General features: G+C 44.7%; 14 protein-coding genes and 1 pseudogene. 1 reads left to right on the top strand and 14 read right to left on the bottom strand.

What is annotated here, in order from left to right; genetic code table 11:
• A partial coding sequence (locus AC0YNZ_RS26315; protein ID WP_475829427.1) for a hypothetical protein occupies nt 1-264 on the top strand: 264 nt, incomplete at its 5' end.
• 180 nt (nt 265-444) lie between these two features.
• Here AC0YNZ_RS26315 and AC0YNZ_RS26310 read toward each other — a convergent pair.
• From AC0YNZ_RS26310 to AC0YNZ_RS26245, 14 genes and pseudogenes are all read right to left on the bottom strand, one after another.
• Nucleotides 445-1,449 (bottom strand): acyltransferase family protein, encoded by a 1,005-nt coding sequence (locus AC0YNZ_RS26310; protein ID WP_475829426.1) that lies wholly within the window; start codon nt 1,447-1,449, stop codon nt 445-447.
• A gap of 967 nt (nt 1,450-2,416) precedes the next feature.
• Nucleotides 2,417-4,678 (bottom strand): fibronectin type III domain-containing protein, encoded by a 2,262-nt coding sequence (locus tag AC0YNZ_RS26305; RefSeq protein ID WP_475829425.1) that lies wholly within the window; start codon nt 4,676-4,678, stop codon nt 2,417-2,419.
• 194 nt (nt 4,679-4,872) lie between these two features.
• Nucleotides 4,873-5,082: pseudogene (locus AC0YNZ_RS26300) on the bottom strand (hypothetical protein); the annotation flags it as partial.
• A 51-nt stretch (nt 5,083-5,133) separates the two neighbouring features.
• Complete coding sequence (locus AC0YNZ_RS26295; protein WP_475829424.1) at nt 5,134-5,316, bottom strand: hypothetical protein; 183 nt, start codon at nt 5,314-5,316, stop codon at nt 5,134-5,136.
• 561 nt (nt 5,317-5,877) lie between these two features.
• A complete protein-coding gene (locus AC0YNZ_RS26290; protein WP_475829423.1) occupies nt 5,878-6,693 on the bottom strand; it encodes an SDR family oxidoreductase in 816 nt (271 codons plus the stop codon).
• Nucleotides 6,694-6,760: 67 nt separating this feature from the next.
• On the bottom strand, nt 6,761-6,892 hold the full coding sequence (locus AC0YNZ_RS26285; protein ID WP_475829422.1) for a hypothetical protein: 132 nt from the start codon (nt 6,890-6,892) through the stop codon (nt 6,761-6,763).
• 170 nt (nt 6,893-7,062) lie between these two features.
• A complete protein-coding gene (locus tag AC0YNZ_RS26280) occupies nt 7,063-7,644 on the bottom strand; it encodes an MFS transporter (protein ID WP_475829421.1) in 582 nt (193 codons plus the stop codon).
• Nucleotides 7,645-8,108: 464 nt separating this feature from the next.
• A complete protein-coding gene (locus tag AC0YNZ_RS26275) occupies nt 8,109-8,711 on the bottom strand; it encodes a TetR/AcrR family transcriptional regulator (RefSeq protein ID WP_475829420.1) in 603 nt (200 codons plus the stop codon).
• A 440-nt stretch (nt 8,712-9,151) separates the two neighbouring features.
• Nucleotides 9,152-9,910 (bottom strand): hypothetical protein, encoded by a 759-nt coding sequence (locus tag AC0YNZ_RS26270; RefSeq protein ID WP_475829419.1) that lies wholly within the window; start codon nt 9,908-9,910, stop codon nt 9,152-9,154.
• A 586-nt stretch (nt 9,911-10,496) separates the two neighbouring features.
• Nucleotides 10,497-10,844 (bottom strand): VOC family protein, encoded by a 348-nt coding sequence (locus AC0YNZ_RS26265; RefSeq protein WP_475829418.1) that lies wholly within the window; start codon nt 10,842-10,844, stop codon nt 10,497-10,499.
• Nucleotides 10,845-11,061: 217 nt separating this feature from the next.
• Entirely contained in the window at nt 11,062-11,871 is an 810-nt protein-coding gene (gene nadE / locus AC0YNZ_RS26260) for an ammonia-dependent NAD(+) synthetase (RefSeq protein ID WP_475829417.1), read from the bottom strand.
• A 14-nt stretch (nt 11,872-11,885) separates the two neighbouring features.
• Nucleotides 11,886-12,320, bottom strand: coding sequence for a BrxA/BrxB family bacilliredoxin (locus tag AC0YNZ_RS26255; protein ID WP_110769610.1), 435 nt, complete (start codon nt 12,318-12,320; stop codon nt 11,886-11,888).
• Between the two features lie 95 nt (nt 12,321-12,415).
• Nucleotides 12,416-12,799 carry a DUF3905 domain-containing protein gene (locus AC0YNZ_RS26250; RefSeq protein WP_475829416.1) on the bottom strand — a complete coding sequence of 128 codons (384 nt, stop codon included), beginning with the start codon at nt 12,797-12,799 and terminating at the stop codon, nt 12,416-12,418.
• Nucleotides 12,800-12,814: 15 nt separating this feature from the next.
• Nucleotides 12,815-12,955, bottom strand: a complete 141-nt coding sequence (locus AC0YNZ_RS26245; protein WP_475829415.1) for a hypothetical protein — start codon at nt 12,953-12,955, stop codon at nt 12,815-12,817.
• Nucleotides 12,956-13,063: the final 108 nt, after the last annotated feature.

Here is a 13,063-nt window from a genome sequence, read left to right as displayed (position 1 = left end):
CCAGGGAACGAATCCTCAGCCTCCAGTTATCTGGTCAGCCCGCCGGACGCATGTTACGTTCCGGCTAAAGCTAGCAAATTTTTAATTGACGTTTATTTAATGTATATCACCCTCTTTTCCTATGGATTTAGTATGTTTTATTCATTGAACTTACTAGATATTTCTAGTGATGTCAAGATAAAAATGAGGTGGTCTACAAGCCTTGAAGTTCGGATTGATGAGCACCGTATAAACCTCACTGCTGCTCGGGATGATAGCGATTAGGCATCGATTTTACTTGTTAAATTCCAATACAAATAGCGAGTTTCGATTAATATCATCGTCTGTAACGAATGCAACACTGCGGTTTCTCGTCAGTCGGTGGTCGGGTACGTATTTGCTATTTTGTCTTCCATTATGTTAACTCGCTTTGCATTTCGCACAGCCCCTTCCTTATGAAAAAAATCATTGCACCCGCGATAATGGTGAGCTTTTCTTTTTATACAGAAAAGATAAGTTAGGGCTGAAAAGCAGCCGGCAGAGTTTTTCGACCCATTTCATGGAAAAAATAAAGGTTATAACGATGGCAAACAGAATCAGCAGCATTTGATCTGACCATGTGTCGATATACCGGTAGAAGCCTTGATGATACATTATTCTCAATACGAACCCGTGCAGCAAAAAGGGATACATCGTCCGAATACCGGGCTCGCTGATCCGTGTCTGCCCCGTTGGGATTAAAGAAAGAATGCAAAGTGACAAAATGACCGATACGGCTGCAATAGCCACCCTGTATACCCCCGCATACCATTCCGGGCTCCCCAGTTTCGAGTAACTGTAGCTGCCCCAAAGCCATTCGCAATTGAGGTTCTGGCCATAGCGGAATAGAAGACCCAGTGTGAGAATCATAATAAACGCAGATGCCATTTTGACCGGCCATTTAAATAAATAAGCGAAGTATTCCCTCTTCATATAGTAACCTGCCAGGAAGAACGGAAAGAAGTTGATCGCCCGGAGCGAAGACAGCTTATACCCCAGTTCCGTTGAATCGTAGCCGGCCAATACCGCAAGGCAGCTTGCAAACAAGATCGGATACCTTAATTTCGTAAAATACGGCAGGGCGATTTTCCATAGAATAACCGAAAGCAGATACCAGGTTACCCAATAGGGCAGAAAGAAGGTGAATTTCAGGTTTGCCCGGTCGTTCAGATAATAATCCAGCAGCGTATACAGCGTTTCAAAAATGACATACAGAACGAGATAGGGGCCAAGCTTTCCCGATTTCTTGGAAAAGTAACCCGTAATAAAAACAAAAAGCGGGATATGAAAAAAGTAAATGAAGTTGTACAAGGCCTTCGCTGACTCGCTTGTAGAATAAAGGGGTTCCAGCACATGACCGATGACCACGAACGTAATCAAGACAAACTTCACATTATCGAAATAATGGTCGCGTTGATCAACCTCCGGCATCTTTTTAATTCCTCCGATTGGTTTTATTGACTCTTACCCCAATACTAACAAACTAACATGGAAACCTCACCCTTCATAATCCGCGAAATTTCTGCCTCATCCAGTCTCTCACAGTCTTAGGGAAGCTGACCGGGCGTATTTTTAGTCTTTCTCCGCTATGATACAGTATCCTTTGCTATGTTATATGTTGGATAGCTTCATAGCCTCATGAGTCCAGGAGTACGGTCGTCACACAAAAATAAAGCCTCATTTATCGACATTCGTCAATAAATGAGGCTTACGTAGTTTCCACTATATCCATTCTACTTCCCAGACTCCTCTCCTATCTTAGATTAACTCATCCAAATAACCGTGTTGCCACGATTATTCTCATCCGATAGAAACCGTCTGAGACTGGCATTGAGCAGGTAATACTGATTATTCATCAGCTACCTTATCCCTTCTGCCTAACCTGTCCGGTAATTCCTTCCATATTTCATCTTAAACCCATTGGGTTTGACGTTGGTTAAATAGTCTTCTTAATAGAAGCTATTTAATCCAAATCGTCCTGACGATGATTCGGAATCATTACCATAAGGATTGAGGATATAGTATCAATCTCCAAGAACTGTAGTTCCTGAATGCGCTCTCACAACTAAAGGCTCCTTGTGAGGTTTAACCTTTTCAAGAACTTTTATCTTGAGTTGATACTTATACTATATACTATAATCTCATTTTTTTAAATATTCAAATAATTCATTTTAGATTGCAATATCCTTATTTCCCTCCTGAAAGCGCCTAATTTCTCTCTTTCTCTTAGTTTTTTACTCTTTCAATCAAGTAAGAAACTTCAAGTGAAAAATCCCCCAATTGTGTTAAAAGGAAAACTTCTGAAGATCCGAGGCTTATCACCAAATCGCGGGTGCAAAGAAGGCCGCGGGGAGACCCCGCGGCCGGCCATTAAGTTTCCGTAAACATAGCAATATCTTCAGTGATTGTCATATTTGATGCTCACATAGACGAAAACCTTCTTATCCCGACTATAATCTTTGTCTGTATGTCCCTTAACTCTCCACTCCGCTTTGTAACCTCCGGGCACCTCGGTAGTACTGTACTCGGTACCGCCTGTGAGTAATGTCGTACCTTCCGGCAATCGCTTACCCTCGCCTACAGTCTCCAGACTAAGGTCATAATCTTCTCCTTCCGGGGAAGCCATGGAGACCTTAACGACTCCATGGAAACCTTCAGGGGGGCTCCAAGATCCACTCAACACTTGGCCTGGAGACGAAATGTACCCGTAATATAACGAAAACTCATAATTGTACCAGCCGTCTGAATAAGTTTTGGAATCGGAAAGCTTAAAAGAGCCGGGAGTCGCATATGCAGCAGTAGTGGCCGTCACTTCTTGTTTCACACTTTGGTTGCCGGCGGCATCGACGGCGGCCAGTGAAAAGACGTAGGACGACTTTGGAGACAGCCCCTTCACTTCATAGCTGTTCACATCCCCGTTCAGGGTAGCCAGCAGCGTATTGTCTTGGTACACCAAGTATTTGTCTACTCCCGTATCATCCGTGGCCGGCTGCCAATTCAGCCGTACGCTGTTATAGGTCACATCGGTAACCGTCAGCACATCACCAGCAGGCCACTGAGGTGCGGTAGTGTCCCCGGGTGCATCGTTTAGACGGAACAGAGTGCCCTCGACCGCTTGGTACCATGCGCCGTTGTGATAAGAGATGTTGGTACTATCGGATATGAGTTTTTTCGGTTCCTGATCTCCAGGATGGTACATATACAGGGCGCTATTATACGTGATTGCCAAAGTCCCGTGTTCGTTCAAAGCGCGGATTTTCGGATTTCCATTGAAATATGTAACTTGAGTCACAGTTCCCTGCGGAGATTCCAAGAAAATTTGTCTGCGTCCGCTCGGTGTGGGCTTCGTGTAGGCAATCCACCCCTGATTGATCTCGAAATCAGAATGCGGACTCGTAATATCATGATCGGAAATAGATTTACTTATCTCCGTGAGAGAACCGTCAGCATATTTCAATATATCGCGGCTATTGGTGTTCAGCAGCACGATCTTTCCATCAGACACGAGCGATGGATATTCGAAGCTGGTTTTGATTAGCTGCCTGCTTGTACCATCGGGCTGAAATAGGGTGATTCCCTCGTTATTAGCTTCGACAAAGCTGCCGTTTGCAGCCAGCGCGACATTGCCCACTCTTCCGAAATTGCGAATCTCCCCGGTTTCGGTATCGATCAGATCTTCTGTATAGCCAGAGAAAGCATATTTTCCGTTGGTTTGTGCAAAAAAATCCGTCGATGCCCAAATGCCCGTATCCTTCAGTTGACCGGAATTCCACAGGAAATACTTAGCACAGTCTTTACCACAAAAAGCTCTCATCAGTGCACCTGCAGGTGTCAACAGCGACTTGCCCAAAACATAATTGGGAGGATTATAGATGATGGTTTCCGTCCCGTCCGTGCGGTTCTTGATCCGCAACTTGTAGTCGGTGTCATAGTAGAGGGTTCGGGTGTCGTCGAAATCCACGATCGTTCCTTCCACGCTATCTACCGGAATTAGTGTTGAAGAGGGATCAACGTACAAATGATATTCCGAAGAAAAGCGCAAATTGCGATTATATACGTTTGCCCCATCATATACTTGTACCCGGTAGGTAACAATCTGATCCTTATAGGCAGTGAGGTCGAATTCATGGTCCAGGGAACCTTTAGCTTCAAACGTCTCGATTACTCGATCGGCAGTTGAGAGCGATACGCGGATAATCGGAATGGATAGCTCGTCCTTTGTGCTTACAAGAGCCCGGAATTTGCCGTTCTGCACGACATGATGCTTCGATACGCCGGTGATTTGTACCTCCGGAGGAGCATCGTGGAGGAAGTTCTTCGTTATTGTGCCGGTCCTGCCCGCATAATCAAAAGCGGTAAGGGTAAGAGTCTTTACACCCTGCTTCAACCCGTCCAAGGGGAAATCCGCGGTCCACCATGTACAGCCCGCACCACAGTCGGCAAGCTTGAGCTCGACCTCCCGATCGTCCACCTTCGCCGTAACTTTCTGAATCTCATACTCGGACTGGACATTTACAGATAAAGGAAGCTTCGCATGATGCGGAGTGCCCAAATCATAATCGCTGTTGTCCACTGTAATTTCTCCGGCAGCATGCGCATACACAGGAATCAGTAGGAATAAAAACAAACCGGCCAACCATCCTAGCGGGATTTTCTTCATAATCTCTCAACCTTTCATTCAAAATTGATACATGATGCACATACGCAGAGTACGCCATGTTCATTTTTTCCATTCGACACGGAATCGGAAGATCGAGGCCCCGGTGCGTTTTTTTTCTTAAGTAGCGGTGCCCTTGTTACCATGCGGAAAAAGCGTGTTCAATCAAAAAGAACTGGCAGCCTGTTCTCTTGCATTCACCGCCTTTCGTATAGCATCCCATTCCCAGACAGTTCCGTCGCTTTTAAGCGCCACACTATGCATTTCGTCAGTAACGATGGCGGCCACCGAACTAAGACCCTGCAGCTGAACGGGGGTAAGACGGCCCCGTGTCGATGATGATCCATCGCCATATGACCTGCAGCTACAGTAACCACCTCTTCGAGGTCTTTTACCTGAACGGGAGTGGTACTGGAATACGGAGTTCCGTTGCCGAGTACTCCACCACTTCCCCACGCCTAGACGGTTCCATCCTCTTTAAGAGCGGGAGAATGACCAATTCCGCCTGCAACCATCGTTACACCCGATTTCGAATTCTCTGCTACCACCACGGAACCGGTCTCCGCCGCGGCTGCCTGAAAGGGCAGAAGCAGCGTCAGCATCAGAAATACACAAACCAAAAGCATAAACCGTCGTCTCACTCAATCTTCACTCCCATTATTTATTACCTTAAATCTACCATATTACCAAAATCTACGAATGTGCTCATTGCACTATTACAAAACAAATCTACCAAAAATTTCAACGCAAACATTGGTATATTTCGTATTGAATGAACTCGATGTGGACGGAAATATGGTTGTTGAGTCAACAATCGGTCATTTAGGGATGATTATTAATATGAAGAGGGATTTAATGGAATTTAATTAAAAGTGGTCTGAGGAAGTTGATTGATTTTGGATGAATTGACCTCTTAGAGCGTAATCCATCAAGCAACGCCATTTCAACTTTGCCCTTATCCGGGTTGTTTTCCGAAAAGAAAAATCAGACGAACAACAATAAACATTCGTAACAGAATACATATTCTGTTACGAATGTTTAGCGTACAAAAAAAGCCATCCTGTTGAGGATGACTCTGAGCGACAGTGGGGCCTCAGGCTGACGAGACTTACTCGACAACTTGAGGCCCTCCTTTATTTTATAGGATTGACGTTTTTTTCCGATTCTCCTCGAAAAGTCAAACGTAACGGATGAACGCCACGTTATTTAATACCCTGCGCGATCGTTTCCAGGTATTGCTCGATGGGAACCGATTTCCGTATCATCAGCAAGTTATGGCCAGCTTCACCAACGACCGTACGGAATTGCTTACTTTCTCCGGTTGCCTGGGCCGCAATGGCGTCAACGATGGTTTGCGGATCATCCAGTTTGCCGGGGTTATTCATCATCGTGAGAAGTTTATCCATAAGCCCGTCGTAAACCTTGATTTTCTCTTCTTTGTTCCAGCGGATGTTATTCTTGAAATTGTTACCGGAAGAACCGCCCTGTTCAATGAGGCGAAGCTCGATATTTAGCTGCTTCAGCTCGTAATAGAGCCCTTCCGTCAAGCCTTCCAGCGCGAATTTGGACATGTTATACAGGGACCCCAGCGGAACTGCCGTCGTGAGGCCCATGAAGGAGCTGATATTGATGAACATGCCGCCACCGACTGCTCGGAAATGCGGCAGAAACTTACGCATGACATTGATCGGACCGCGTACGTTTACGGCAAACTGCCAATCAATGGTCTCTTCCGAAGCTAATTCCAGCGCCCCGTAAACGCCCATTCCCGCATTGTTGACGACGACGTCGATTTTCCCAAAGGCTGCAATTGCATCATCGACGGCAGAGCTGACTTGCTCCAGGTCGGTGACATCCAGCTTAAAAAGCTTTATATTCTCATACTTGGTCAGCTCCGTTTCGTTTTCCGGTGTGCGCATCGTCGCGGCGACGTTCCAGCCGTACTTCGCGAAATGAATGGCCGTCAGCTTACCGAGCCCCGAGCTGGTCCCCGTAATAAAAATCGTTTTTGTTGACATTTTAATTCCTCCTATACACATTTTGTATTGAACGTTCGTTCTAATGAATGTTGCCTGCTGTCAAGAATCAAATCCAAGATATGATCCATGCCATACCGCGATCTGCCATGACTGTTTTGCCGGCAAGCTTGGGAGCATCCACCATTGTATGAATCTTTGTCGTCACACCGCCTCGGCTTCGTTCTATCGCTTGCTGCATCACCCCCCTTCTCCGCCAGCGCCGTACTGGTCGCTTGTGGAAAATCTGGACCAATTTCGAATTGCCCGCGCCTTGTTTCTAATCAACAACCGACAGAGAAAATGTCTGCATTGGTTATAAGCAAACTTGCTGTTGTGTTTGATGAAAGCAGCATTTTTTCAACTCCGGCTTTACCGCTGACCTGTACGCTCGCTTTCCGCATGTAAAACGTTCTTTATATGTTTCTTCATAACTACGATGCACGCAATAATGAAAGCTGCCCCAGCTACTACCCCAATAAATAAAAATTTACCTCTAAGTGTTGAAGTGCCAAGAAGATGAATTCCTTGCAGAACGATGGGTGTAACAAATTGACCTAAGTAGGTGAAAACAAGAAAAAGAGAAATGGCGGAAGCTAGTCGTTCTTTCGGAGCAGCATTCAATAGTTTATCCATCAATACAGGGAATACCATACCGATTCCTAGGCCAACTAGGACTACGCTAATTACGACCATGACAAGTACATGAGCAAAACTCATCGTAACAAATGCGAGACAGAATAAAAGTAATATAAACGCCATAGTCGCTTCTTTGAATAATCCAATCACTCGATTAACAAAAAATCCTCCTATGAACATGGCGACTAAAGATATTGATGTTGCATAACCGACTGTTGCTGCATTGCCAAGCCCAGAATCTGCAATGTAAATGGCAAGATTCGTGAAAATTGCGTAGTAGAGAATGAGTATCCCGAAAATACCTAATCCGATCATATATACTTTGGGTGGCAACCGAAACGGGTTTAAAGTATTCCTGCTACCTCACTTCGCTGAGGCTTTACATGAGGAATGTATAAAGTAACCAAAAGGGCAAGGATAATGACGTAAGAATAAGTGAAGAAAACCCCTCTCCATCCTAAATTAGCTATTGTCCCACCGATTGTAACTGTTTTTCATAATCAATTCTCCTAGCTATCCAATAGTTTCACGAGTACTCGTGTTTTTTAATGCCGCTATCATCGCCTTGGGTATCGTCCCACTTTAACCAGCGAGTCATGATCCAGACGAAAAGCCCGACAGGTGAGTCATTCAGCCCAAAGCATGTGTCAGAGAATCCATGATATGAACAAAGTACCAGCTATGAAAAAGTTTTGCACATCACGTCTCCCCTCCAGTCGGATAAATCGAATGTTCGTTCTATTGTTTTTAAAAAAAGTAGGTTCGAGCGAGCCCGGAACCTATCTCTCCATTATAGCAGTATCCATGAGACGCACAGCATTCCAGCAGGAACTGATTGCTTCGTTTATACTTTCGCTGGTTAACTCAAAGATCCCGTGCAGATGGCCCTTTAACATGTAAACAAATGTTCCGTAATGCATCTGCACCATCATTTTCGGATTGAGCGGGATAAACAACTTCTGCTGAATCGCTTCTTCGTATATATGGTTCATAGGCCCACACCAACCGCCTGTATAGACTTCCAGCTTTACCGCTTCATAAATGTAAGGCGAGAATGAATACTGCTCAATAAATTGAAAGCCCTGTGGATATTTTTTACCCAAATCGATAACCCGGTTCCAACCCATCTGGAACTTTTCGCGAATCGTTCTTCCTTGCAATAATCCTTCACATACATACTCTCCGTTAAACGTGACAATTGCTCTGTACAATTCGTTCACAATATCTTCTTTACTTTGGAAATAGTGATAAATGCTCCCCGTCGATACGCCAGATTCTTTTGCGATCAGCGACATGGAGGTAGCTTGTAGTTCCTTCCGAATGATAATGTTAAGTGTTGTTTCTAGGACAGCACGCTGCGCCTTGTTGTATTTGTCAAACATTCGGCTTCCCCTCTCTCCGTTAGATCGAACGATCATTCTAAACTAAATATATACTTCATACGTTCTTCCGTCAACCCTTCAAAGCGAACTTCATTACCGGAAAACTTGCTAGCCTTGGTATTAGACGGTTCGTGCGTTTCTTCTTTAGCAGTGATACGCCATCCAGCGCCTCCCACAGGTGTCGGCTGCGGCTAACGCTACATGTTCTTGTCATCCGACAATTTGGTGTCATATACCTTATAAGCTTCCCTCTTCAATGATAAAATAATAAGTTGTCATGATGCTATTCAGAGTGATCAATGTGGACCATGTCGTATGACAAAAAAAGCTGTAGGATCCATCAAGTTCGCTGAATTAAGCAAAAGAATGATCCCAAAATAAAACCAGCGGCAGTCCAGGACTGCCCTGGTTTATTGAACTAACGTTGCCCGGTAGTTTGATCATCTTATTTCGTAAACATCTTTTTGCCATTCGTTATTTACAATTTCTCCACCTGTTAACCTTATGATTTTTGCATCTTCATCTTGATCAACAAGATACCTGCTTTCGCTATAAAAACCCATTGATGGCTCCACATTATAAAACATATGCACTTCTGAAAGTTTTTTGTTCTCATATGTGTATTCCTCATAATTGAGGTCAGCGTTTATCTCCATCCAAATGATGCTCCGTTCATACTTAATAATATTTCCGTTATTATAAACACATTTGGACACCACGTTCAATTCGCCCAAGTTATTAAATTCGACTCCGTATATAGTATCTCTCCGGTAAATTAAATATTCTTCATCAAAACTACTATCGTGTGTCGTCAATTCATTTACACCCTTTACTCGGATTAACCGATCATCCTTATCAAAGCCATACTCGTAAGAGTAGTTCCCGAATTCGGGTATTTTCTTTTTAAACAGTCTGCCCCGTTTCATACCACCAACGATTAAATCTAATATTGGGCTCGGACAATAATACCCTCTATGTATTGATTCCCCGCCTTTTGAATACTCCAGTCTCACGACATCTTTTTCCGCAGAAGCCCGTAATTCAGAAAGTTTGTCTGCATATTCGTGTTTAATACTGATTAACTCAGCAACATCATTCTTAAAAGCATTTAACATTGCTGGATCAAAATGACGAGAAGCCTTCAATTCAGCTACCATTGATTCATTTATTTCAGCCATCATCTTTTCAAATTCATCCATAACATCACCCACTTATAGTTTTGTCTACTTCATGGCTATTAAACATTACGCCCGTTATCTCAACGAGATAGCTCGTCTAACTGATTTCTTTTCAGTCGTTCTTAATCTCCTCACTGGAAAGACCATCAAGAGGTGTATATATCCGTTTTTCATCCATGTTATTTTCGTCCTCATATCCCCATCTTTCCAGTAGCCACTTATTTTCAATAATATCAGCCTCAGTTAATCGGCCCAATTTCATTTTGGCAAGTAGAATGAGTTCTTTACGATCTGTGTACTCGAAGTCCTTGTAGATCCCCTGATTCTCCTTATGGAATAGATGGATTATTTCCCCTCTTTTTATTGAACTATGGAATATTTTAACGGCTCAGTGTCGCACATGAGATCTTTAAATGAATAACATCTTCCTCCAATGGGCTTAACCCTGGATTCGTTTATCCGCTTCATAAAGACGCCAAGCTCGCTTAAAACCATAAAACCTCCATTAGAGCAATTAATTCTAGTTTGCTTCTAATAGAAGGTTTTAGACTGCTTAAATAAACTAGCATCGTACTCGTTAGCTCAATAGCAAATGAATTACAACTCGTTATTTCTCCCAAAGCTCGATCAGTCGACCTTCAGGATCTTCAATCCAAATAAACTTTCCAAATTCACTAATCTCTTTTTTCTTTGCAAGAGGTACACCAATATGTTCAAGATGCTTAATAGTCTCGTTTAGATCATGTACTTGGAAATTTAACATCACTTGTTGTTCCGTTGGAAAATAACTGTCATTCTCGGTAAAGAAAGAAAAGATAGTCTCATTTCCTAATTGGGGTTTTATCACAGTCCCATTCCAATTGTCTATTTCAATCTTCAACACTTCACTGTACCATTTTTTTATAACTTCAAGATTCTTAGTTCTCCAAAATATTCCTCCAAAACCTTTTATCATCGTATCTAACTCCTGTCTGTCGTCAAATTTTTAGCTATCCGATTACATTAGATATTCGAGTTTTAAATTTAAGTTCCTTTAATGTAATATTACCACCCTATCCTACCCGTCAGTCTAATACTTTATTTTCTTTTAACAATAAAAAAAGACCGCCCCGAGTGCCGATTGCTCGGTCCCAGGGACGGTCTTCGCTTTGTAAATAAACCTCAGCAGCAGCTTAAATACCCGGAATCGGGGAGCGCTTGTGCTCGGTTTTCAAATATTGTTTTTCAAGCTTCTCGCGGGCCTCGGCGTTAATTTCCTTGCCTTCGAGGTAATCGCTATTGTCACCGTAGGTGATGCCCAGCTCTCCCTCGTCGGTTTGTCCATCCCATAGGCCTGCGCTTGGCGCTTTGTCCAATACGCTTTGCGGTACGCCGATATAGGAGGCCAGCTGCCGGACCTGACGTTTGTTAAGCGTGCTGAGCGGCGTTACGTCCACGGCGCCGTCGCCCCACTTCGTGAAAAAGCCTGTAATCGCCTCGGAAGCGTGATCCGTGCCGACAACCAGTAAATTAAGATCGAATGCGAGAGCGTACTGCACGACCATCCGCGTTCTTGCCTTCACGTTGCCTTTGCCGCCGCGGCTCAAATGGCGCGGAATGCCTAACGACTTGAAGCTGTGCTCCACTTCGATTGCAATCTCGTCCACCGCTTCCGCAATATTCGTCTCAGCGCGGTGCTTCAACTGGAACGCTTCCGCAACGGCATAGCTATCAGCAATGTCCGATTGATCGCCATAAGGCTGGAATACGCCAAGCGTCATATACTCTTGGCCCGTCTCCGAGCTGAGCTCATCCGTTGCCCGCTTGCAAAGCCCGGTTGCTACCGCGCTGTCAATCCCGCCGCTAATGGCAATGAGCAGCCCCGTCGTACCTGACTGCTTAACGTACTGCTTCAAGAAATCGACCCGATTGCGGATTTCGGCCTCCGGATCGATTTCTGGCTTTACGCCAAGTCTTTCAATAATTTCTTGTTGTAGGCTCATAGTCACCGTCCCACTTAGCGGCAGAACCGATCGAATGCGTCAGACAGATCGGCTGCAATGTCCGCTGCGGAACGATTTTCGATCTGGTGTCGCTCGATAAAGTGTACTAGCTCGCCATCTTTCATCAAAGCGATGGAAGGGGACGATGGAGGATACGGAGCAAAATATTCACGTGCTTTCGCTGTCGCTTCTTTATCCTGTCCAGCAAATACGGTAAACAAATGATCAGGAGTAACATCATGCTGAAGCGCCTCAGCCACGCCTGGACGGCATTGGCCTGCTGCACAGCCACAAACCGAGTTTACAACAACGAGCGCAGTGCCTTTAGCATTTGGCAATTTTTGTTCTACTTCTTCAGCCGTGCGAAGCTCTTGAATACCAATTCGGGTAAGATCGTCCCGCATTGGCTGCACCATATCTAACATGTATCTTTCGAATGACATCGACATCGAAACACACTCCTTTATTACTTTATTTTAGCTACTATTATACCGTCGGTAGTCAAAATAAAGCAACCGGAGCGCGCACACTCCGGCTGATCTTTTTAAGCCCAATCCGTAATTTTTTCCGGTTCATTTAGGCCATATGCGGCATTTTTGTCAGGATGTGTAAATACTCCCCCCTGCGGCGGAAGCCCCTTCTCAAAAATATCCCTGTTCTCATCCGTTTGAAAGCCTACGTCCTTAAACGGATGCACCCATTGATCACCCGCCATAACAGCAGGATCTGTATCCTCGCTCCACTGTGACAGCGGTGAATCTGGAGACTCATATTCATGATCGCCGATTACGATCCCATACTGATTCACAAACGGCGCGCGGCTTCCCCGCCCTTCGCGAAACTGCGGCAAAAATTCGATTTCATAAGGATCGAGCGCCGGATCGTCGACATGCTGTTTGTCCTTTTGCTTATGGTCATGGTCAGACACGTAATCACCTCCGCGCTAAGTAGACGGACGGTTTGGTCCATCCAGCTTTTTGTCAAAACCTGCGGACTCCGGCGACTTGCCGCTGCCTGCCGAGTTTTTTGCAGCCTGCTGCGCTTGTTCAGCCGAACGGCCTTTTTCCTCATTACGCTGTGCCAATGCTAACGCCTCCTCCCCAAATACGATCTAACCGCTTGCAGCCGGTTATCTTTCAAGGGTAGTATGCGCCACTCGGTCTTTCCTTATCAATTCACAACTGTACTTTGC

It is taken from the genome of Paenibacillus sp. J2L1-98, from assembly GCF_056269405.1.
Note: the sequence above shows the minus strand (reverse complement) of the source record. Positions and strands in the feature narration are given on the sequence as shown.

Coding starts and splice junctions, on each gene's coding strand:
- AC0YNZ_RS26310 (WP_475829426.1), bottom strand. CDS start 1,449: ATGCCGGAGGTTGATCAACGCGACCATTATTTCGATAATGTGAAGTTT.
- AC0YNZ_RS26305 (WP_475829425.1), bottom strand. CDS start 4,678: ATGAAGAAAATCCCGCTAGGATGGTTGGCCGGTTTGTTTTTATTCCTA.
- AC0YNZ_RS26290 (WP_475829423.1), bottom strand. CDS start 6,693: ATGTCAACAAAAACGATTTTTATTACGGGGACCAGCTCGGGGCTCGGT.
- AC0YNZ_RS26285 (WP_475829422.1), bottom strand. CDS start 6,892: ATGCAGCAAGCGATAGAACGAAGCCGAGGCGGTGTGACGACAAAGATT.
- AC0YNZ_RS26280 (WP_475829421.1), bottom strand. CDS start 7,644: ATGATCGGATTAGGTATTTTCGGGATACTCATTCTCTACTACGCAATT.
- AC0YNZ_RS26275 (WP_475829420.1), bottom strand. CDS start 8,711: ATGTTTGACAAATACAACAAGGCGCAGCGTGCTGTCCTAGAAACAACA.
- AC0YNZ_RS26270 (WP_475829419.1), bottom strand. CDS start 9,910: ATGGATGAATTTGAAAAGATGATGGCTGAAATAAATGAATCAATGGTA.
- AC0YNZ_RS26265 (WP_475829418.1), bottom strand. CDS start 10,844: ATGATAAAAGGTTTTGGAGGAATATTTTGGAGAACTAAGAATCTTGAA.
- nadE (WP_475829417.1), bottom strand. CDS start 11,871: ATGAGCCTACAACAAGAAATTATTGAAAGACTTGGCGTAAAGCCAGAA.
- AC0YNZ_RS26255 (WP_110769610.1), bottom strand. CDS start 12,320: ATGTCGATGTCATTCGAAAGATACATGTTAGATATGGTGCAGCCAATG.